This window comes from Streptosporangium sp. DT93 (genome assembly GCF_049844535.1).
Classification (GTDB): Bacteria; Actinomycetota; Actinomycetes; order Streptosporangiales; family Streptosporangiaceae; genus Streptosporangium.
Genome location: NZ_JBNCLF010000010.1, coordinates 219,835 through 239,699 on the forward strand (window position 1 = coordinate 219,835; position 19,865 = coordinate 239,699).

The 19,865-nt window shown below is 71.8% G+C and carries 15 protein-coding genes; 3 read left to right on the plus strand and 12 right to left on the minus strand.

Annotated features, from left to right (window positions below):
• Positions 1-147 precede the first annotated feature (147 nt).
• Positions 148-915: a HalD/BesD family halogenase gene (locus ACLQ2R_RS22510; RefSeq protein WP_425962343.1), complete on the minus strand. Its 768-nt coding sequence runs from the start codon at positions 913-915 to the stop codon at positions 148-150.
• Positions 916-1,089: 174 nt separating this feature from the next.
• Here ACLQ2R_RS22510 and ACLQ2R_RS22515 point away from each other — a divergent pair, with 174 nt between their 5' ends.
• Positions 1,090-3,027, plus strand: a complete 1,938-nt coding sequence (locus ACLQ2R_RS22515; protein WP_425962344.1) for a B12-binding domain-containing radical SAM protein — start codon at positions 1,090-1,092, stop codon at positions 3,025-3,027.
• A gap of 218 nt (positions 3,028-3,245) precedes the next feature.
• On the opposite strand, the gene ACLQ2R_RS22520 is transcribed toward ACLQ2R_RS22515, so the two are convergent.
• Genes ACLQ2R_RS22520 through ACLQ2R_RS22530 form a run of 3 tightly spaced genes read right to left on the minus strand, consistent with a single transcriptional unit; the run spans position 3,246 to position 8,479 of the window.
• The gene (locus tag ACLQ2R_RS22520) at positions 3,246-6,479 is read right to left on the minus strand and encodes a non-ribosomal peptide synthetase (protein ID WP_425962346.1); all 3,234 of its coding nucleotides are present in this window, start codon (positions 6,477-6,479) and stop codon (positions 3,246-3,248) included.
• 12 nt (positions 6,480-6,491) lie between these two features.
• On the minus strand, positions 6,492-7,724 hold the full coding sequence (locus tag ACLQ2R_RS22525; protein ID WP_425962347.1) for a cytochrome P450: 1,233 nt from the start codon (positions 7,722-7,724) through the stop codon (positions 6,492-6,494).
• On the minus strand, positions 7,721-8,479 hold the full coding sequence (locus tag ACLQ2R_RS22530; RefSeq protein WP_386234948.1) for an FkbM family methyltransferase: 759 nt from the start codon (positions 8,477-8,479) through the stop codon (positions 7,721-7,723). Before ACLQ2R_RS22530 ends, ACLQ2R_RS22525 begins: the two co-directional genes overlap by 4 nt.
• A 121-nt stretch (positions 8,480-8,600) precedes the next feature.
• Between ACLQ2R_RS22530 and ACLQ2R_RS22535 the strand changes: the two genes are divergently transcribed.
• On the plus strand, positions 8,601-9,986 hold the full coding sequence (locus tag ACLQ2R_RS22535) for an MFS transporter (protein ID WP_425962349.1): 1,386 nt from the start codon (positions 8,601-8,603) through the stop codon (positions 9,984-9,986).
• Between the two features lie 2 nt (positions 9,987-9,988).
• Here ACLQ2R_RS22535 and ACLQ2R_RS22540 read toward each other — a convergent pair whose 3' ends face one another.
• Genes ACLQ2R_RS22540 through ACLQ2R_RS22555 form a run of 4 tightly spaced genes read right to left on the minus strand, consistent with a single transcriptional unit; the run spans position 9,989 to position 13,570 of the window.
• Positions 9,989-10,744 (minus strand): thioesterase II family protein, encoded by a 756-nt coding sequence (locus ACLQ2R_RS22540; protein WP_386234952.1) that lies wholly within the window; start codon positions 10,742-10,744, stop codon positions 9,989-9,991.
• On the minus strand, positions 10,741-12,606 hold the full coding sequence (locus ACLQ2R_RS22545) for a non-ribosomal peptide synthetase (protein WP_425962350.1): 1,866 nt from the start codon (positions 12,604-12,606) through the stop codon (positions 10,741-10,743). Before ACLQ2R_RS22545 ends, ACLQ2R_RS22540 begins: the two co-directional genes overlap by 4 nt.
• An 11-nt stretch (positions 12,607-12,617) precedes the next feature.
• Positions 12,618-13,334, minus strand: coding sequence for an LmbU family transcriptional regulator (locus ACLQ2R_RS22550; RefSeq protein ID WP_425962351.1), 717 nt, complete (start codon positions 13,332-13,334; stop codon positions 12,618-12,620).
• A gap of 38 nt (positions 13,335-13,372) precedes the next feature.
• A complete protein-coding gene (locus ACLQ2R_RS22555) occupies positions 13,373-13,570 on the minus strand; it encodes a hypothetical protein (protein ID WP_425962352.1) in 198 nt (65 codons plus the stop codon).
• Between the two features lie 22 nt (positions 13,571-13,592).
• Between ACLQ2R_RS22555 and ACLQ2R_RS22560 the strand changes: the two genes are divergently transcribed.
• A complete protein-coding gene (locus tag ACLQ2R_RS22560) occupies positions 13,593-15,056 on the plus strand; it encodes a cation:proton antiporter (RefSeq protein ID WP_425962353.1) in 1,464 nt (487 codons plus the stop codon).
• A gap of 184 nt (positions 15,057-15,240) precedes the next feature.
• Here ACLQ2R_RS22560 and ACLQ2R_RS22565 read toward each other — a convergent pair whose 3' ends face one another.
• Genes ACLQ2R_RS22565 through purF form a run of 4 tightly spaced genes read right to left on the minus strand, consistent with a single transcriptional unit; the run spans position 15,241 to position 19,796 of the window.
• A complete protein-coding gene (locus tag ACLQ2R_RS22565) occupies positions 15,241-16,266 on the minus strand; it encodes a hypothetical protein (protein ID WP_425962354.1) in 1,026 nt (341 codons plus the stop codon).
• Between the two features lie 40 nt (positions 16,267-16,306).
• Positions 16,307-17,581 (minus strand): DegT/DnrJ/EryC1/StrS family aminotransferase, encoded by a 1,275-nt coding sequence (locus ACLQ2R_RS22570; RefSeq protein ID WP_425962356.1) that lies wholly within the window; start codon positions 17,579-17,581, stop codon positions 16,307-16,309.
• Entirely contained in the window at positions 17,578-18,279 is a 702-nt protein-coding gene (locus ACLQ2R_RS22575) for a class I SAM-dependent methyltransferase (RefSeq protein ID WP_425962358.1), read from the minus strand. Before ACLQ2R_RS22575 ends, ACLQ2R_RS22570 begins: the two co-directional genes overlap by 4 nt.
• Positions 18,280-18,311: 32 nt before the next feature.
• Complete coding sequence (gene purF / locus ACLQ2R_RS22580; RefSeq protein ID WP_425962360.1) at positions 18,312-19,796, minus strand: amidophosphoribosyltransferase; 1,485 nt, start codon at positions 19,794-19,796, stop codon at positions 18,312-18,314.
• Positions 19,797-19,865 lie beyond the last annotated feature (69 nt).

Below are 19,865 nucleotides of genomic sequence, written 5' to 3' on the forward strand. Positions count from 1 at the left end.
CACCGGCCGCGCCCCCCGCCACCCCCCGCGCGGGCCAGCGCGCCGCCCCCGCCCCCCCCCCCCCCCCCCCCCGCCCTTCCCGTCCTCCCCGGATCTCCCGCGTTCCCCAGGCCCCTGGGTCCCCGTGACTCCCCGGTTCTCCGGCGGTCAGTTGAACATCGCCTCCATGGTCTCGTGCGACTGCTCCTTCTTGGCGTCGGTCTCGCTGCCCCAGCAGGTGTTGAGGATGATCCGCGTACGGTCCTCCGAGAGCGGGACCGTGCGGTGCAGCGTCGTGTCGGAGCGCAGGAAGTAGATGTCGCCGGTCTGGTGGGCGTACGTGCTGATCTGCTGCTTGATGAGGTGGTCGTGGACCCGGGGGTCCTCCTTCACCCAGTTGGTGTGGGGGACGCACTGGAGCATGCCGCCGTACTCGCTGCCCGGTGCCTCCAGGATCCAGATGAGCGTGAAGCTGAAGTCGCCCCAGTGCCAGCCGTGGGTGTCGCCCTGCTTCTCCTGGCGGATGACGACGTACTTCTCCTCGTCCCAGGGGCAGTTGACGACCGGCTCGCCCGCCAGCCGGCCCAGGAAGCCCTTGAGGGCGGTGGACTCGTAGAGCTCGGGGATCAGGGAGCTGTCCTGGGAGATGGACTGCTGGCTGACCGTGCTCATCTTCCGCGGGGAGTTGCTGGTCTCCTTGAGGTTGATGTCGATCCGGCGCGCGTGCAGGTCGAGCAGCCGGTCCACCTCGTCCGAGACGAGCTCCTTCACCCCGTCCGAGACCACGTTCCGCAGCTTGACATAGCCGTTCCTGCGGAAATCATGGGAGAGCGTGCGAATTTCCCAGGGGTCCTGAAAGGTCTTTTCGAGATGCTCCGCGATCCGGTCGTCGAGCGAGAGCGTCCCGAGGCCGGTCTCGTAGTTGGGAGTCGGCATGCGATTTCTCCTCCGTGGTTATCGAGTCCGCGGTTTTCGAGGTTTCCAGGAGCGTAACACGCGGCCGGTGCCCGGAAATTGTGCGCGTTGTTCGCCGCGGCCCTCTGTGAAAGCATGAGCCAATTCGATCCGAGCGGCTTCAGTGATTACTCAGACTACGCAAGGACGAGCGTCATGAACACCAAAGTCACATTCGTCGAGCTGTCCGCATTCGAGGCCATCCTCCCTCTCGCCTCCGGTTACATGCAGGCCTACGCGCAACAGGACCCGGAGGTGGGGCCGAGATGTGATTTCGAGATCTACTCCGCCCCGGTCTCCGCCGAACAGCAGGGGGTGATCGAAGAACTTCTCACCAGGCGCAGCGACGTGTACGCGATCAGCTGTTACATCTGGAACATCGGCTTCGCGCGCTCGGTGCTGGCCGCGCTGCACGAGAGCCTCCCGGAGTCCCAGTTCATCCTCGGCGGCCCGCAGGTCATGCAGCACGCCCACGAGTACGTCGCCCCCGAGCAGGAGAACGTCGTCGTGTGCAACGGCGAGGGCGAGAAGACGATGGTGCAGTACCTGCGCCAGGTGCTCGGCGACGCCCCCCGGTTCGAGGAGGTCGACGGCATCAGCTTCTGGCGGGAGGGCGAGCTCGTCACCACCGAGGCCGCCACGCGCGTCCGCGACCTCATGGAGGTCCCCTCGCCCTTCACCTCCGGCGTCTTCGAGGAGGGCAAGTACACCACCGCCATCCTGGAGACCAACCGGGGATGCCCGTTCAGCTGCGGTTTCTGCTTCTGGGGCGCGGCGACCAACGACAAGGTGCACAAGTTCGAGGACCAGCGCGTCCGCGACGACATCACCTGGATCAGCGAGAACAACTTCGTGTCGATCTTCATCGCGGACGCCAACTGGGGCATGGCCCCGCGCGACGTGGAACTGACCCGCCACCTGGTGGAGTGCAGCGAGCGGACCGGCTACCCGGTGATGGTCTCGATGGCCGCGGCCAAGAACAAGCCCGACCGCATGGCCGAGATCACCGAGATCCTCGTGCAGGGCGGCCTGCTGACCAGCCAGCCCATCTCCCTGCAGTCGATGAGCTCGAAGACCCTCGACCTCGTCGACCGCTCCAACATCAAGCCGGCCACCTACACCGAGCTGCAGAAGACGCTCAGGCAGAAGCGCATCAGCTCCTACATCGAGCTGATCTGGCCGCTTCCCGGTGAGACCCTCGGCTCCTACAAGGAGGGAATCGCGGAATTGTGCCGGCTGCGCGCCGACACGCTGATCGTCTATCCGCAGCTTCTTCTCCACAACACCTCGATATACGCCAAGCAGGAGCTTCTCGGGGTGAAGGTGGAACGCGTTCCCAGTGATGTCACCGAGGCCGATGTCGTGGTCGGCACGAATTGGGTCGACCGCGAGCAGTACGAGCGCGGCACGTGGTTCTACTACGCGGTCCACTCGCTGTACAACCTGCGCGGCCTGTATTACCTCGCCAATTACCTGGAGAGGACGGGCGCGAGGAAGCTGGAAGATTTCTTCACCGACGCCGCGACCTATTTCGAGAGCCGCACCGACACCGAGATCGCGACCTTCTTCCGCGACTCGGTGAAGAAACTGTGGAACTACGACTTCCACAACTTCGGGATGGTCGCGCACCTCGTCCTGCACTCGCACCGCGAGGAGTTCGACGGGATGCTCGTCGACTTCGCCCGCGGCCAGTCGTGGTGGCGGGACGCCGGGGCGCGCGCCGCCTTCGAGCTCGACCTGCTGGCCAGGCCCTACATCTACCTGGCCAAGCCCACACCGCCACGGTACGACTTCACCGAGCTGGGCGTCGAGTCGCGCGCCGGGGCGCGCGGGAGGACGACCTCGGTCGTGGACATGCCCGCCGACCTGGCCGCCCTGCTCATCGACCTCGACGTGACCGGCCTGGAGGCCGGCCAGGAGAGCCTCACCCGCCTGGAGCTCGACCACCCGCGCGGGCGCAAGCTGCCGTTCATGCCCGAGCGCAGCCTGGAGCACAACGCCTCCTACTGCCAGGGCATGGTGCTGCGGCTGCGGGAGTACCTCCCCACCTGGCGCCCCGTGTCCGAGGTCGCCGCGCTGCCCGGCTCCCGCTGAGCCGTCGCCGAGCCACCGCCGAGCCCGCGCATGACGAGGGCCCGTGAGGATCATCCTCACGGGCCCTCGTCATGCGCGGCCGTTCCGGCCGTCACGGCCCGGGTGTCGCGGGGGTGCGTTCCCCGGTCCCGTCCCGGTGGCGGGTGTCCCGCCGGGCCGCGCCGGGCATCCCGCCGGGCGGGATGCCCGCCACCCCCCGACCTGCGGGGGCGGCCCGCTCAGACCGCCGCACCGGCCTTGGCGCGGGCCGCGTCCACCGCCTCGGCGAAGTCGGCCAGCACCGGGTTCTCGAACAGCACCCGGATCAGCACGTTCACCTCGAACGTCTCCCGCACGCGGGTGATCACCTGCGCGGCCACCAGCGAGTGGCCGCCGATCTCCAGGAAGTCGTCCTCGCGGGCGACCCGCTTGAGCTTGAGCACCTCGGCCCAGATCCCGGCGATCGTCTGCTCGGTCTCGGTCTGCGGCGCGTCGAAGTCGTCGTCGTCGCCGCCCGCGCCGCCGTCCAGGCCGGGCTCGGGCAGCGCCTGGTGGTCGACCTTGCCCGAGGAGGTCAGCGGCATCGCGTCCAGCGTCACGTACGAGGAGGGCAGCATGTACGTCGGCAGCGAGCCCTGCAGGAACCGGTGCAGCTCACCGGTCAGCCCGCTCCGGTCGGCGAGGATCCTGGAGGCGTCGTCGAGCACGACGTAGGCGACGAGCCGGTCGTCGCGCACGACGACCGCGGCCTCGCGGACCCCCGGGTAGCGGGTGATCGCCGCCTCGATCTCGGCGGGCTCCACCCGGAAACCGCGGATCTTCACCTGCTGGTCGACCCTGCCCACGTACTGCAGCCTGCCGTCGGGCAGGTAGCGGGCCAGGTCGCCGGTGCGGTAGAGCCGCGCGCCGGGAGGGCCGTAGGGGTCGGGCACGAACGCCTGGGCGGTCAGGCCCGGCTTGCCCCGGTAGCCCTGCGCCAGCCCGGTGCCGCCGACGTACAGCTCGCCGGGCACGCCCGCCGGGAGCGGGTTGAGCCAGCGGTCCACCACGTAGGTCCGGAAGTTGGCCAGCGGGCGGCCGATCGGCGGGGCGTGGGCCTCGGAGGGGTCGCACGCGCCCATCGTGGCGCACACGGTCGTCTCGGTGGGCCCGTAGGCGTTGACGAACCTCCGGCCGGGACCCCAGGTCCGCACCAGCCCGTTCGGGCACTGCTCGCCCGCGACGACCATGAGCCTGACCGTGCCCAGCTCGTCACCCCTCAGCGTGCTGAGGAACGTCGGCGGGAACGTGGCCGCGGTCACCCGCTGCTCGCTGATGACCTGCGCCGTCTCCTGCGGCGTCATGGCCGAGGGGTCCAGCACGCACAGCGCCGACCCGTTCAGCAGCGCCATCGTGATCTCCCAGATCGACGCGTCGAAGCCGAGCGAGGCGAACAGCGCCACCCGGTCGTCGGGCGTCAGCGAGAACTCCCTGGACAGGGTCGCGGCGAGGTTGCTCACCCCCCGGTGCGGGACCTCCACCCCCTTGGGCCGGCCGGTCGAGCCGGAGGTGTAGATGAGGTAGGCCGGCGCGTCGGGCGCGGGGGTCACGCCGGGGCTCGTGCCCGGCTCCTCCGCCTCGATCGCCGGCCACCCGGCGTCCAGCTCGATCGCGCGCACCCGGTCGTCGCGCACCCGCCCGGAGTGCTCGGCCACGGTGAGGACGAGCCCGGCGCCGCTGTCGTCGAGGATGTGGCCGAGCCGGTCGGGCGGCAGCGCCGGATCCAGCGGCAGGTAGACGCCGCCGGACTTGACGATGCCGAGGAAGGCCACCAGCGCCTCGGCCGAGCGGCCGGTCATCGAGCCGACGACGTGGCCGGGCCGCACCCCGTCGCGGATCAGCCGGTGGGCCACCCGGTTGGCGCGCTCGTCCAGCTCGCCGTAGGTCAGCCGCCGCTCGCCGGCGAGGACCGCCAGCGCGTCCGGGGCGGCCGCGGCCCGCGCCTCGAAGAGGGCGCCGACGCAGGCGTCCTCGTCGAAGGGCCTCTCGGTGCGGTTCCAGTCCTCGACCACGAGCCGCCGCTGCTCCGCGTCCAGCAGGGACAGCCGCGAGACGGGCGAGGCGGGGTCGCGTACGGCGTGGGACAGCAGCGTGACGTACTGCTCGGCCCTGGTCCGCGCGCCGGACGCGTCGAACAGGTCGAGCCCGTAGCGCACCTCGCCCTCCGGCGAGTCCGGCGTCAGGACCAGCGCCAGGTCGGAGGCGAGGGGGAAGCGGCCGGGCACGAGTTCCGAGGTCCGCACGCCCGGCAGCCGCAGCGCGCTCCAGGGGGGAGCGGCCAGGTCGAACGCGGCCTGGTGGAGCGGGTGCACGCCGCCGGGGGCGTCCGGTGCCAGCTTTTCGGCGAGCAGGTGCGCCGGGTAGGAGCCGTGCGCGGCCGCCTCTCCGAGCGCGTCGCGCACCCGCGTGACGACGTCGGCGAACGACGCGTCGCCGTCGCAGCCGACGCGGATCGGGAGCACCGGGGCGCGGTCCCCGACCGGCACGGGAACGCCGATCACGACCTCGTCCTGTCCCGACCAGCGGCACAGCGCGATCGCCCACGCCGCCAGCGCGACGGCCCTCGTACCGGTGCCTGTGTCGCCCGCCAGGGTCTCGGCCCGCGCGGCCGTCTCCGGCGGCACGGTGAAGGTCACGCGGGCGCCCGTGAAGCCGGGTACGGCCGGGCGGCTCCGGTCGGCGGGCAGGTCGAGGACGGGGGGCGTGCCGTCGAGCCGCTCGCGCCAGTAGGCGAGGTCACCGTCGGCGTCACCGTCGGCGTCACCGTCGGCGTCACCGGCGTGGCCGTCGGCGGAGCCGTTCGCGGTGGGTCCTGGGGAACCGTTCGCCGCGGGTGCGGGGGAGCCGTTGGCGGAGCCGTTCGCCGCGGGGCCCGGGGAGCCGTCGGCGTGGCCGTTCGCGGAGCCGCCGGTCGCGGGTCCGGGGGAGCCGCCGGCGTCACCGGTGCCGGCCGTCTCCTCGTACGCCCGGGAGATCTCCCCGGCGAGTCCGGTCAGCACGCGCTCGTCGGCCACGAGCCGGTGCGCGGTCACGACGAGCGCGTGGTCGTCGTCGGCCAGCCGTGCCAGGGCGATCCGGACCGGCGGGCCATCGTCGAGATCGAGGGCCCTGTTGGCCTGCTCGGTGACCAGCCGCGTGAGCGTCTCCTCGCGGCGGCCGGGGTCGTGCCTGCCGAGATCTGCGGGCGCGGGGATCGTGACGGGCCGGGGCGGGGCGGTCCCGGGCTCGCCGGGGCCGCCCGGCGGTGCCGCGCGCAGGTCCTCGCGTGCCTCCAGCACGCGTTCCAGCGCGGCGGTCAGGGCCTTCTCGTCCAGCGGCCCGCGCAGCCGCGCGGCGAGCGTGACCTGTTCGGTGGGGTGGCCGGGCCTCGGGACCCCGTGGGTCCCTTGCCGGCTCTCCTGTATCGGCGACGGTGCGGTCTTACTGTTCGGCATGCGGTGCTCCAATCAGTGCCCGGCGTGGTCGAGCTCGAGGTGGACGGGAACGCGGTCGACACCCCACATGAGGTTCGAGCGCAGCCGCTTGACCGGCCCGGTGAGTTCCATGCGGGCCACGCGGCCGGTCAGCTCCTCCAGCAGCACGCGCAGCTCGAACCTGGCCAGCGCCGCGCCGATGCACAGGTGCTTGCCCAGGCCGAACGTGAGGTGCCTGTTGGGGGTGCGCCCGACGTCGAAACGGCGCCCGCCGGGGAAGGCGTCCTCGTCGCGGTTGACGACCGGGTGCCACACGCTGACCCGCTCGCCGGCCCGGATGGCCTGGTCGCCGATCCTGGTGTCCCGGACGGCGGTGCGCATGACGTTGAGGCTGGGGGCGGTCCAGCGCAGGACCTCCTCCACGGCGGTCGGGATGAGCGAGGGGTCCCGGCGCAGCCGCGTCCACTCGTCGGGGTTCTCCACCAGGGCGATGACGGCCCCCGCCGAGGCGTGCCGGGTCGTCTCGTTGCCCCCGGTGATGAGGCCGTTGATGTTGAGCAGGATCTCCTCGTCGGTGAGGGGGGTCCCGTCGATCTCGCCGCGGATCAGCACGCTGATCACGTCGTCGCCGAGGTCGCGGCGCCGCTCGGCGAGCAGCTCGGCGTAGTAGGCGAAGATGTTGGCGTTGGCCTCGGCCTTCTCGGCGTCGGAGATGATGTCGTCGGAGGTGGCCGAGCCGAACGCGGTGCGCGTCCACTGGATCATCAGGTCCCAGTCGGCGCGGGGCACGCCCAGCAGCTCGCAGATGACCGACAGCGGAAGCCTGCCCGCCACCGTGTCGACGAAGTCGAAGGAGTCCTTCGACGCGTTCTCCTCCAGCATCCCGCCGACGGTCTCGCGCATCGCGCCCTCCAGGCGGCGCACCACCCGGGGCGTGAGCGCGGGGTTCATCACGTCGCGCAACTGGCTGTGGCGGCCGTCGGTGACGATGAGCATCTTGCCCGCGGCGGCGCGGGCGGCGGACTCGGTCTGCCCCACCTGCATGCCCCGCTCGGAGGTGAAATTCGTCTTGTCGAGATAGACGGCGACCCCGTCGGCGTATTTGGTGAACGCCCAGAAACTCGGCGCGCCGGATCTCTTGTTCCAGAAGACCGGCTGATGTTCCTGCAGGTGGTGCAGAACGCCGAGACCGGAGTCGGGGGCCGTGTAGATGTCGGGGTCGGCCAGGTCGAGTTCGTTCAGATCAATGGTTGTGTCCACTGTCATGTGGCATTCCTCCGTGCGTACACGTCGAAGATGTCCGTGTCCTTCAGCAGGGGGTCCTGGCCGATGTCGACCTGGAATCCACGGCCGGTGAGGTCGTCGCGCACGGTCGCGAGCCTGCCGCCGATGTCGTGGACCTGCATGACGATCTGGTCTATCGCCTTCCAGTCGCCGGGTGCGATTCCGTCCAGGACATCACATTCGGCTTTCTCGACGTTGATTTTCAACAGTCCTATGCGGTCGACGCCCTCCGTGGCCATGACCTCGGAGATCGTGCGGACCTGGCACTCCTGTTCCTCGGTGACGTGCCGGCCCTGCGCCATGTCGATCACGTCCTCGGGGGCGAAACCGCTGTTGGCCAGGAACGTCCTGGTCACCTCGGCGTCGTGGTCGGCGTCGGTGTACATTCCCGACATCGCGGTCGTCTCCGGGTAGACGGTGATGACCGCCGTCCCCGGGGCGCGGGAGAGCGCGCAGTCGAACGCCGTGGCGTTCAGGCCGTGCGCGGCCAGATTCGCGCACAACGCGTCGTAAAGCGGCCTGGCGGGCTCGAAGGCGAGAATCCGGGTGCCCGGACATTCCCAATGAAACGCCAGGGCCGCGATTCCGATGTTGGCGCCCACGTCGAAGACCGTCATTCCGGGCTCAAGGCGCACGTCGTGCCTGAAGTAGCTTCTGTCGCCCACGATACTGCGATACTGCAGGCTTGTCTCGGCGGGGTTGACCTGAAATACCACATGACCGTCGGGAAGGGTCATCTGGCGGACCCCGTTTTTGTTTTCCAGTGTGCCTCTCGAGTGATTTCGCATATCATCACCCTTAACAAAATCTTTATCTCAGTCAACCAGAGGTGAAAACCGACAAGGACGGAACGATCTTATGGACACTCAGAGAACGGACGTCAGGGCGCCGGAGGAAAAGCCGCCCTCTCTCTGGCGGAACCCCGACTTCAACCGGCTCTGGGCCGGTCAGTCGATCTCGGTCCTCGGCTCCGAGCTGACCACCCTCGCACTCCCGCTGACCGCGATCCTCATGCTGCAGGCCAGCTCCTTCGAGGTCGGCCTCCTCAACACCATGCGCACGATCGCCGCGCTCCTGCTGACGCTGATCGCCGGCGTGCTCATCGACCGCTACCGCCGCAGGCCCCTGATGGTCGGCGCCGACATCGGCCGGGCCGTGGTCGTGGCCCTGATCCCGATCGCGGCCTTCGCCGGGTTCATGGACATGTGGGTTCTCTACGTCGTCGCCGTCGTGGTCGGCGGGCTCTCGGTGGTCTTCGAGATCGCCTACGCCGCCTACATGCCGACCCTGCTGAGCGAGGAGCAGCTCGTCGCCGGCAACAGCCGCATGGCGGCGACCGAGTCGGTGGGCGCCATCGCCGGCTCCAGCGCCGGCGGCGTGCTCATCGACCTGTTCCGGCCGGCGTACGTGATGATGGGAGACGCGATCTCCTTCCTCGTCTCCGCCTTCGCGCTCTCGCGCATCCGCCACGTCGAGCCGCCCGTCGAGCGCCAGGACAACGGCGGGCGCGGCGCCGTCGCCGCGATGCTGCACGACGTCAAGCACGGCCTGAGGGTCACCTACCGCAACGACTACGCGCGGCCGCTGATCATCAACTCCGCCGGCGCGAACTTCGGGTCGATGATGATCCTGACCCTGTTCATCCTGTACGCCTCCAGGGAGCTCGGCATGTCGGGCACCTGGATCGGCTTCATCTACGCCGTCGGCAGCATCGGCGGCGTCGTCGGCGCCGTCTTCGCGAGCAAGCTGTTCGAGAAGGTCGGCTACGGGCGCGGCATCATGACCGCCCTGATCGCCTTCCGGGTGCTGTGCTTCACGCCGTTCGTGGCCGGCCCGCAGTGGCTGCAGATCATCCTGTTCTCGGTGATCTGGTTCGTCACGGTGTTCGGCGTGGTGGCCGGCAACATCGGCCAGCTCACGCTCTTCCAGTACGTCATCCCCAACCACCTGCGCGGGCGGGTCATCGGCGCGAGCCGCGCCGTCTACCTCGGCATCCTGCCGCTGGCCGCGATGCTGGCCGGCGTGCTGGGCGAGCTGATCGGCGTCAAGCCCGCGATCTACGTCGGGTCCGCGTTCCTGCTGCCCTGGATCATCCTGCTGTTCCTGTCGCCGGTGCCGAACCTGCGCAGGCTGGAGGACGCCGAGATGCTCCAGGACGACGTCGCGGAGCCCGCGGGGACGACGCCCGCCGAAAAGCCCGCCGGGACGAGGCCCGGCGGGCACGGAGACGACGTGAAGGACTGAGGTCACCCGGGGATCCGCGCGGACATGCTCCGCGCGATCTCCTCCAGCAGGGGGGCGGGCGCCTGGAGATAGCTCCAGTGCCCGCCGTCCAGCACGGTGTAGCGGGCCTCGCCGTAGGACTCCCAGCCGCCCATCTGCTCCGGCGGGATCTGCGTGTCGCCCGACCAGCCGATCGCGGTGATCGGGCAGGGCAGCTCCACCGGGTCGGTCTTGTCGAAGCGGCCGTAGGCGGCCACGTCGGCGCGCATGACGCCCGCGGCCATCTCCACCAGTTCCGGCAGCGGCTCGGCGCCGCGCGCCCGCATGAGGTCCGACACCAGCGCGCCCACCTGCTCCTCGTCGAGCCGCAGGATGCTCGGCCACGACGCCCGGTGCGGCGGGACCATCGAGGAGGCGAACAGGTGGCCGGGCAGCGGGCCGCCGCGCTCCATGAGCAGCAGCGTCGCCTCGTAGCCGATGAAGACCGTGCCGCAGTGGCTGATGAAGCCGAACGGCCGGTCCAGGTAGGGCTCCAGGCCCTCCAGCATCTGGGCCGCGACCGAGGCGTAACTGTCGAACAACGGCTCGCGCAGCCGGTTCTCCCGGCCGGGGAGCTGCACGGGGCACAACTCGATCCCGTCCACCTCGGCCGGCCACCCGTGGTACATCGAGGCCCCCGCCCCCGGGTAGGGAAGGCACCACAGCCGGGCCCGCGCCTCGGGGTCGGGGGTGCGCAGCAGCCACGTGGGGCGGCTCTTCCTGCGCTTCCTGTCGGTCATGTCGTGCTTCCTTCCGCCCTGATGTTCCGGATGAGGGTCTCTGGTGTCGGCGCCCTCAGGAAGTCGCGCAGCCGGATGCGCACGCCGTAGCGGCTCCCGATGCGCTCGACGAGACGGGTGGCCGCCAGGGAGTCGCCGCCGGAACGGATGAAGTGGTCACCCAGCGCGCCGGGCGCGCCGAGCTCCTGCTCCCACAGCTCCAGCACCTGCGAGGTCACCGGATCCGCGCTTTCGCCGGCCGCGATGCCGGGGCCTTCCTCGGTCGTCGTCGAGGCCGTGCCTGTCCTCGTGTCCGCCTCCGTGCCCGCTTGCATGTCCGCTTGCGTGTCCGGCGCCGTGCTGCGCCGGTGCCCGCCGTCCCAGGCGGGAGCGGGCAGCGCGAGGCGGTCCACCTTGTTGCTGGAGTTCAGCGGCAGCCGCTCCATCGGCACCCAGACGGTCGGCACCATCGGGCCGGGCAGCCTGGCGGCGGCGAACGCGCGCATCTCCTCCCGGGCACCCGCGGCGAACGCGCGCGGCTCCTCGCACGGGCCCGCGGCGAACGCGCGCGGCTCCCGCCGGGCACCCGGGGCGTCGTGCACGACGTAGGCGCACAGCCTCAGGTCGCCGCCCGGTCCCGGCACGCCCGTCACCACGCACTCGCGTACCGCCGGATGCTCCAGCAGCACCGCCTCGACCTCGGCCGGTTCCACCCGGTGACCGCGGATCTTGACCTGCTGGTCGACGCGGCCGTGGTGCTCCAGCCGGCCGTCCGGCCGCTCGCGCACCAGGTCCCCGGTCCGGTAGACGCGGCCGCCCCCGCCCGAGGGGTCGGGCAGGAAACGCTCGGCGGTGCGGGCGGGCTCGCCCAGGTAGCCCCGGGCCAGCTCGGGCCCGGAGACGAACAGCTCGCCGACCTCGCCGCCGGGAACCGGTTCCAGCTCCGCGGTCAGGACGGCGGCGCCGACGCCGGGCCAGGGGCGGCCGACGGGAGGACGGGAGCGCCTGTCGGCGTCGCCCGCGGTGACCGAGGTGCAGCGGTCCTCCAGCGGGACCAGGCAGCTCGTCACGCCGTTGGCCTCGGCGGAGCCGTACTCCACCGCGACCTCGAACGGCAGGTCGGGCGAGGGCCACACGCGCACCGCGTCGCTGCCGACCGTCATGAGCCGCAGCGCCGTCCCGCCGGGCCACGGCAGGCCGTACAGCAGCTCCGCCAGCGGCATGTTCACGTACGCGCGGGTGATGCCCGAGGCCACCATCCAGTCGCGCAGTTCGGGCGGCGAGCCCGCGGTCGCCGCGTCGGCGGCGTGCACGCTCGCGCCGGAGCACAGGTAGGGCCACAGCTCCACCACCGACACCGACGAGGCCGGGGGAGCCAGCCAGCTGGAACGGTCGGCGGGGGTGATGCGGTACGCCTCGGTGTGGGTGGCGACCCGGTGGACGATCGCCCGGTGGGTCACCCCGACGAGCTTGGGCCGTCCGGTCGAGCCGGAGGTGTGCACCGCGTACGCGAGCCGGTCCTCGTGGACCGGGAGGCCGGGGCCCCGCGCGGAGGGCCCGGCGTCGGAGGGGCCGTCGATCACCACGGGGCAGCCGTCACAGGCGGCGGCGAGGCGATCTTCCGGCCAGGCGGGGTCGAGGAGCACCGCCGCGCCGCCGGCCTTGCACACGGCCAGCAGCGCGACGAGCAGGTCGGCAGAGCGGTCCAGGCGCAGGGGGACCAGGGTCTCGGGGCCGACGCCGCGCCGCAGGAGCGACAGGGCGAGGCCGTTGGCGCGGGCGTCGAGCTCCCGGTAGGTCAGCCGGACGTCCCCGGAGACCAGGGCCGTCCCGTCCGGGGCTCGCGCCGCCCATCTCTCGAACAGCGTGTGGACGGCGGTCACCGGTCCTCCGTTCACCCGGCCTTGGTGCCGGGGAGCCCTCGGGCGGGGATCTGGCCGGTGGCGACCTGGTTGAGGATGAGCCTGGCCCACTCCTCCACGCTGCGGTTCATCCGGCGGGCCGCGTCACGCCAGCACTGCTCCTGGTCGACCGGGACGTCGATGTGGATGACGGCCTTCTCCTCGGCGGTCTGCGCCGCCCGGCCCGACGCCGCGAGGGCGGCGGTGCGGTGCGCCTTGATCTGGCCGCGCAAACGGTTCCTCGACCAGTTGAAACGCTCGGCGCGATCCAGCCAGAGTGCCTGCTCGTGCTCGGGGAGGGCGGCCACCTCGGCGTGGTGCTGGAGGCTGAGTTTATCCCGCCGGCGGGATACCGGGAATCGCCGGGCGACCCACGCGTAATTACGCAGGGTCTGAATGTCCAGGGAACTCTCCTCGACGGCCCGCTTGTAGCGATCGGTGTACTCGTTCTCGCCGTAGACCAGCCAGTCACCGAGCCACCAGGAGGAGGAGTCGGCGATGAGGGAGATCTGGTGGCCGATGCGTCTCCACGTGTCGAAGGGGAGGCTCGACGGGAGCTGCAGGCCCGTCCGCCTCGGCTTCGCGGACGCGTCCAGGGCCAGCTTGGAGCCGGAAGGGGAGGGGGAGCGGGGGGGCGGGGCGGGCTGTTCGTCGGTACTGGAAGGCGGAGCGTTGCGGTTCGCCTCTCGACGGGGGGAGAGCACCTGCATGCGACTGTTCCTCCGGATTTCTGTGCACTTGGAGTAAGTCAGGCCGGTACCTTACCCGCGGTTTTCGACAGCGCACTCTTGATCATGAGTAATTTTCGGATCGCCGTTCCACGGTACAACGGAATGGCGAAAGAAAGCCTTTGAGCTGCTGAGTCGCCGATCAGCATTGGCAAATTTTTCATCCTGTGATATGCGCCGACCTTGCAATTCTGGTCCTGTGGAATGGAATCGGTCATGCCTAAACTGCGTTTTCGGTCGATGGGAGCGCGCCCACTGCGGCGCACCCTGACCGCCTACGGGCTCGCGGTCGTGCTGCCCGCCGCGCTGGCGATCCTGCTGCTCGGCCTCGACCCGGGCACGCCCACCGGGCCGGTCCCCGTCCCCTCGGTGGAGCCGGGACGGGCGGAACGGGTCCCGGCCACGCCCCTGCTGCTGCTGTCGATCATCGTGGTCGTCGCGGTGGCGCACCTGGGCGGGGCGGTGTTCCGCAGGCTCGGTCAGCCCCGGGTGATCGGGGAGATGGCCGCGGGCATCGCGCTCGGGCCGTCACTGCTCGGCGCCGTGTGGCCCGCGGCCCACGCCACGCTCTTCCCCAGCGCCGTCATGCCGTACCTGAACCTCCTGGCCCAGTTCGGGCTGGCCTTCTTCATGTTCCTGGTCGGGATGGAGCTGCGCGGGGACCTGCTGCACGGCCGGGGCCGGATCGCGGTGCTGTGCGGGCAGGCGAGCGTGGCCATCCCGTTCGCGCTCGGGGTCGCGCTGGCACTGCTCGTCTACGTGCCGCTCGCGACCGTGACCGTCGGCTTCCCGGTCTTCGCGCTGTTCATCGGGGCCGCGCTGAGCGTCACGGCGTTCCCCGTGCTCGCCAGGATCCTGCTGGAGCGCGGCCTCTTCCACACCCCGACCGGGGCGCTGACCGTCACCTGCGCCGCCATCGCCGACGTCACCGCGTGGCTGCTGCTGGCGGTGGCGGTCACCATGGCCAAGGGCTCCTCGCCCGCCGAGGCGCTGCGCACGTTCGGCCTCACCGTCGTCTTCGCCGCCGTCATGGCCGGGGTGGTACGGCCGCTGCTGGCCCGGCTGCTGCGCCGGGGGCTCTCCCAGGAGGCGACGCTGCCCATCGTCATCGTGGGCCTGCTCGTCTCCGGGCTGCTGACCGAGCTGATCGGCATCCACCTGATCTTCGGCGCGTTCCTGTTCGGCGCGCTGTTCCCCCGTGACGGGGACGTGAGGCTGCGGCGGGTCCGCGAGCGCACCCAGGACTTCACCACGTCCTTCCTGCTGCCGCCCTTCTTCGCCTTCGTCGGCCTCAACACCCAGATCGGGCTGCTGAGCCGGGACGCGGCGATGTGGAGCTGGTGCCTGCTGATCCTGGCGGTCGCCGTGGTGGGCAAGGTCGGCGGCGTGCTGGTCGTCGCCGGGCCGATGGGCGTGCCGGGGCGGGAGGCCCTGCGGCTCGGGGTGCTGATGAACTGCCGGGGGGTGACCGAGCTGGTGATCCTGAGCATCGGGCTGAGCCTCGGCATCATCACCCAGACGCTGTTCACGATGCTGGTGATCGTCGCGCTGATCTCCACGGCGGCGACCGCGCCGCTGCTGGGGCTGCTGGACCGGTGGGACGCGCGGCGCGACCGCGAGGCGGGCGAGGGACGGCCCACCGAGCCCGCGGAGCCCGCCGAGTCCGTGGGAGCCGGGGAGGTGGGGGTGGCGCGGCCCGCCTGAGCGAGAGGGCCCGGGGGAGCCGGGGAGGTGACGCGGCCCAGACTCGGGCGAGAGGGTCCCGGGGGTTCCGCGGGAGCCGGGGCGTGGCCCGCCCGGACGACGGGTCACGCCCCGCCACCCGGAGCGGTTCACGGGCACGGGGCGTCGGGGACATCGGAGGGCGGGGAGGGGACCGGGAACCGCCTCAGGAGGCGCGGGGAAGTGCCGGCTCCGCGCCCAGCCGGCGCAGCTTGGCGCGGACCGCCTCGGGACTCTCCCCGGCGACGGTGAGCCGGGAGGTGGCGAAGACCTCGGCGCCGGCGTCGGTGATCGGGGCGCCGCCGTAGGGCACCTCGCCGCTGAAGCGGACGGCGCGCAGGTGGCCGCGCAGCTCGGGCCGGGCGTGCAGGGAGAAGATCGGCAACCGGGTGGCCATCGCGGCCAGCCGCATGGTGCCCGAGATCCTGGGATTGATCTCCAGCAGCTGCACCTCGCCGTGCCGGGTCAGCAGGAACTCCACCTCCAGGTAGCCGTGCGCCTCGGCCAGGTCGGCCAGCCGCTTGCCGACGGCCCGCAGCTTGCGCTCCCATGTGCCGCCGAGCCTCGGGTCGGGGCACAGCCGCAGCCGCCGCCAGGGCGGCACCAGCTCCGGGGAGGTCGGCCCCTTCCACACCGGCGGGAACGTCGCCGTGCCGTGCTCGTCGCGGTAGACCAGCACCGAGTACTCGACGCCGTCGACGTACAGCTCGCCCAGCTCGTTGGGCGCCAGGTCGCACTCGCCCGCGCGGGCCAGCCGGGTGCCGACGCTCTGCGTGCCGTGCCGGTCCTTGACCACCACGCGGGCCTCGGAGGGGAGTTCCGGCAGGGTCTCACCGGCCCGCACCCAGGGCGGGGAGAGCAGGCGGTAGCGGTCGAAGAACTCCTTCATCAGGATCTTGTCGCTGCCCAGCGAGGCGCACAGCCGCGACTGGCACTCGGCGTGGTGGCCGAGCTCGCGGAGCCGGAACGCCAGCAACTGGTCCCGGCCGAGCGTCGTGTGGCTGGAATGGAAGATCACGGTCGCCCGCGGGGCCCCGCCGATCGCGTCGAGCAGTGGGGCCACGTCCACGCGGGCGTCCTCGCCGGTGAAGACGGTCCGGTCCTCGGGTCCGAGGTCGACGAAGTGACCGAACCAGCTCTCCAGGCTGACGGGGGCGACGGCGTGGACGACGGGAAATGTTTGTCGGCTCATGTGGATTACTCCGGAATCGACGCTGGAAACAGCAACGACGTTACGCGGTGCGTGCCATCGAGAATGCGTCGTCGAACGCGTCCACATAGGCGCCGACCAGTGGCGAGTTCTCCTCCCAGAGAAAGTTGACGGGTAATTTCATCCACCGCGCGAACAATTCCGCCGACCGCGGGAACGGGCGGTCGTTCACCGCGGCCGCCGCCCGGACCGCGGCGGCGACCTGCGGCGACCAGTCCGGCGCGGTGCCCTGGAAGAGCGGGAAGACGTGCAGCGGCCTGGTGGCCGGAGCGCGTACCTTCAGGCCGCGCTCCTGGCCCGCTGCCACCAGCTCGTCCCGGCTGAACGGGCACTCCGGCGTCACCTCGACGACGCCGTCGTACCAGGCGCCCATCGTGACGCCCTCGGCGACGGGGGAGGGGCGCACGCCCGGCAGCGCGCCGAGCCCCGCCGACAGGGCCGACATGTTGGCCACCCTGCGCCCCACCAGCTCGTCCAGGCGGTCGAGGTGGCTCTGGGCCAGCACGGCGCCGGGCGTGGAGATGCGGAAGTTGCCGCCGAGGCCGGTCAGCAGGAACGGCTCGTAGCGGGCCGCGTCGATGGTCAGGTCGGTGCGGTGGCGGAAGTTCGTCAGCAGGCAGGCGCGGGCGAAGACGTCCTCGGAGTCGGTCAGGAGCATGCCGCCCATGCCTCCGGAGACGAGCTTCCTGCCGCCCACGCTGAAGACCGCGATGTCGCCCATGGAGCCGACGGGCCGGGAGCGGAAGGTGGAGCCGTGGGCGTGCGAGCAGTCCTCGACCAGGGCCAGCCCGTGCCGGGACGCCACCGCGCGCAGCGCGTCCATGTCGCAGCTGTGGCCCCACAGGTGGGTGACGGCGATCGCGGCCGTACGCGGCGTGACCAGCGCCTCCACGTCCGCGGGGTCCACGTTGCCGCTGCCGTCGCCCGCGTCGCACAGCACCGGCACCGCGCCCAGCAGGAACAGCGGCGAGGCGGTGCTGAAGAACGTCAGGTTCGGGACGATCACCTCGTCGCCCGGCCCGACGCCCAGCGCGAAGTAGGCGGCCAGCAGGCCCGCGGTGCCCGAGGTGAGCGCCAGGGCGTGGGCGCGGCCGTGCCGCTCGGCGAACGACCGCTCCAGCTCGGCCAGCTCGGAGCCGTAGTCGTAGTCGAACGTGCGCCCCAGCGTGATCAGTTCGGTGACCCGGGCCGCCACGCCCTCGTCGTAGACCGGCCACTCCAGGGGATGCGCGGGCCCGGCCCGGCCCGGCCGCCCCCGGGACGGGCTCGCCGGGCGCGCGTTCGCGGGCGGCCTCACGCGCCTGCCCCCCTGCGGGCCACGAGCCTGGTCACCGAGTGGGTGTGCGGCTCCTCGTGGCCCTTGTGCGTGTGCGTGGAGTCGGTGTCGGTGGCCCCCAGAACGGTCCATCCCGCGTACCGGTCGAGGTACCAGTCGTGGCCCAGCAGGACCGGCATGCGCATCTCGCCGGCGGGAGGCCGGTAGGCGTGGCCGCGGTTGAACATCAGCAGCGCGTTGACCCCTCCCGGCCTGGTCGCGGCCTGGAGCCTGGCGACGACGTCGGCGACCTGTTCCTCGTCGCGGAGCCAGTGCAGGACGCTGCACGCCAGCACCCCGTCGAACGAGGCGGGCTCCAGCGGTGTGGTGCGCGCGTCGCCCTGGCGCCACTCGATCCCGCCGGCCTCGCCCCAGGCCTCCGCGCCGTTCTCCAGCGCGGCGGCCGACATGTCCATGGCCAGCACCCGCGCGCCCCGCTGGGCCAGCCGTACCGCGTTGCGTCCCTCGCCGCACCCCACGTCGAGCACGGCGGGCGCGTCCGCGCCGGGCGGTCCCGGGGGCGGCCCGACGTCGTCGGGTGCCCCGGGCAGGCCGAGCGCGTCCCCCAGCGCGTCGGAGATCCGGTCGGGCCTGCGTCCCCACAGGCAGGCGGTCCTGGTGTACCTGGCGTCGCAGCCGCCGTCGTCGTCGTAGCGGCCCGTTTCCGTCAGAGGTCTCATCTGGCGGACGCTAGGCGCGACCTTGATCATCGTCAACGGGGGTGGAGGGCCCCCGGGGGCGTCACGTGCCGCGGGGCCTGTGCGGGTACGAGCCTGAACTTGTCGCGCGTCCCGTCCACCCGGGTGGGGTACTCGCCGGTGAGGCACCCCTCGCACAGGCCCTCGCCCGCGGCGCTCCCGACGGTGTGCCGCATGCCCGCCACCGACAGGTGCGCCAGGCTCGTCGCGCCGATGATCCGGCACACCTCCCCGGTCTCGCGCCCGGCCGCGACCAGCTCGCCGGTGTCGACGATGTCCACCCCGTAGTGGCAGGGCGCGACCAGCGGCGGGGAGGCGATCCGCACGTGCACCTCGCTCGCCCCGGACTCGCGCAGCAGGGCGACGATGCGCCGCATGGTGGACCCGCGCACGATCGAGTCGTCGACCACGACGACCCTGGCGCCGTCCACCGGCGAGCCGATGGAGAACTTGCTCCGCAGCTTGCGCTCGCGCCGGCTCCGGTCGGGCTCGATGAACGTCCTGCCCACCTGCTCGTCGCGGACCAGCGTCCCGGCCAGGGGCAGCCCGGCCGCGCGGGCGTACCCCCGGGCGGCCGGCACGCCCGAGGCGGGGACGGCCACGACCAGGTCGGCGTCCACGGGCGACTCCATCGCCAGCCGCTCGCCGAACGCCACCCGCGTCGCACCGGCCCGCGTCCCGCCGATCCGGGAGTCCTGCCTGGTCAGGTAGAGGTGCTCGAACACGCAGGAGGCGCGCGGGGCCGGCTCGGCCACGCGGTAGGCCCCCTCCAGGCGGCCGTCCCGCAGGACCAGCAGCTCGCCCGGCTCGACCTCGCGCTGCTCGGGGCAGCCGAGCGCGTCGAGCGCGCAGGTCTCCGAGGCCGCTGCGGCCCTGCCCGGCGCGAACCCCGCCACCAGCGGGCGCAGGCCGTGCGGGTCGCGGAAGGCGAGCAGGCGGTCCCCGGCGGCGCACACCACCGCGTACCCGCCTCGCAGCACCCGCACGGCCCGCGTGACCGCGGCCACGATCGAGCCGATGCCCGCGCCCGCGCCTGTGCCGGGGCCCGTGTCCGTTTCCGTGTCCGGACCGGTGTCCGCGTTCGTGGTCGCGCCGGCGAGCAGGGCGAGGATGACCTCGGAGTCGCCGGTCGACCGGAACCCGTAGCCCCCGCGGACGAGCAGGGCGCGCAGCGCGGCGGCGTTGGTGAGGTCGCCGTTGTGCGCCAGCGCCATGCGCCGCGCCTCGTGGACGAGGGGCTGGGAGTTCTCCAGCAGCGTGGCGCCGGTGGTGGAGTACCGCGTGTGGGCGACGGCCACGCTCCCGCCGGGCCAGGCGGCGGGGGCGCCGCACTCCGAGCGGGAGGCGAACCCGAGCGCCCGCCGGACCCGCACGCCCTCCGGCCCGCCCACCGCGACCCCCCACGACTCCTGGCCGCGGTGCTGCAGGGTGACGAGCCCGTCGAACGCCGGCTGCCCGGCGGTTTCGTCGAGAACAGATACGCCGGTTATTCCGCACATAGCTCCCCTTCAAAACCCTAACATTTCGCGGAAAGTACGTTAAATGGCCTCTGCTCGACCATGGCATTG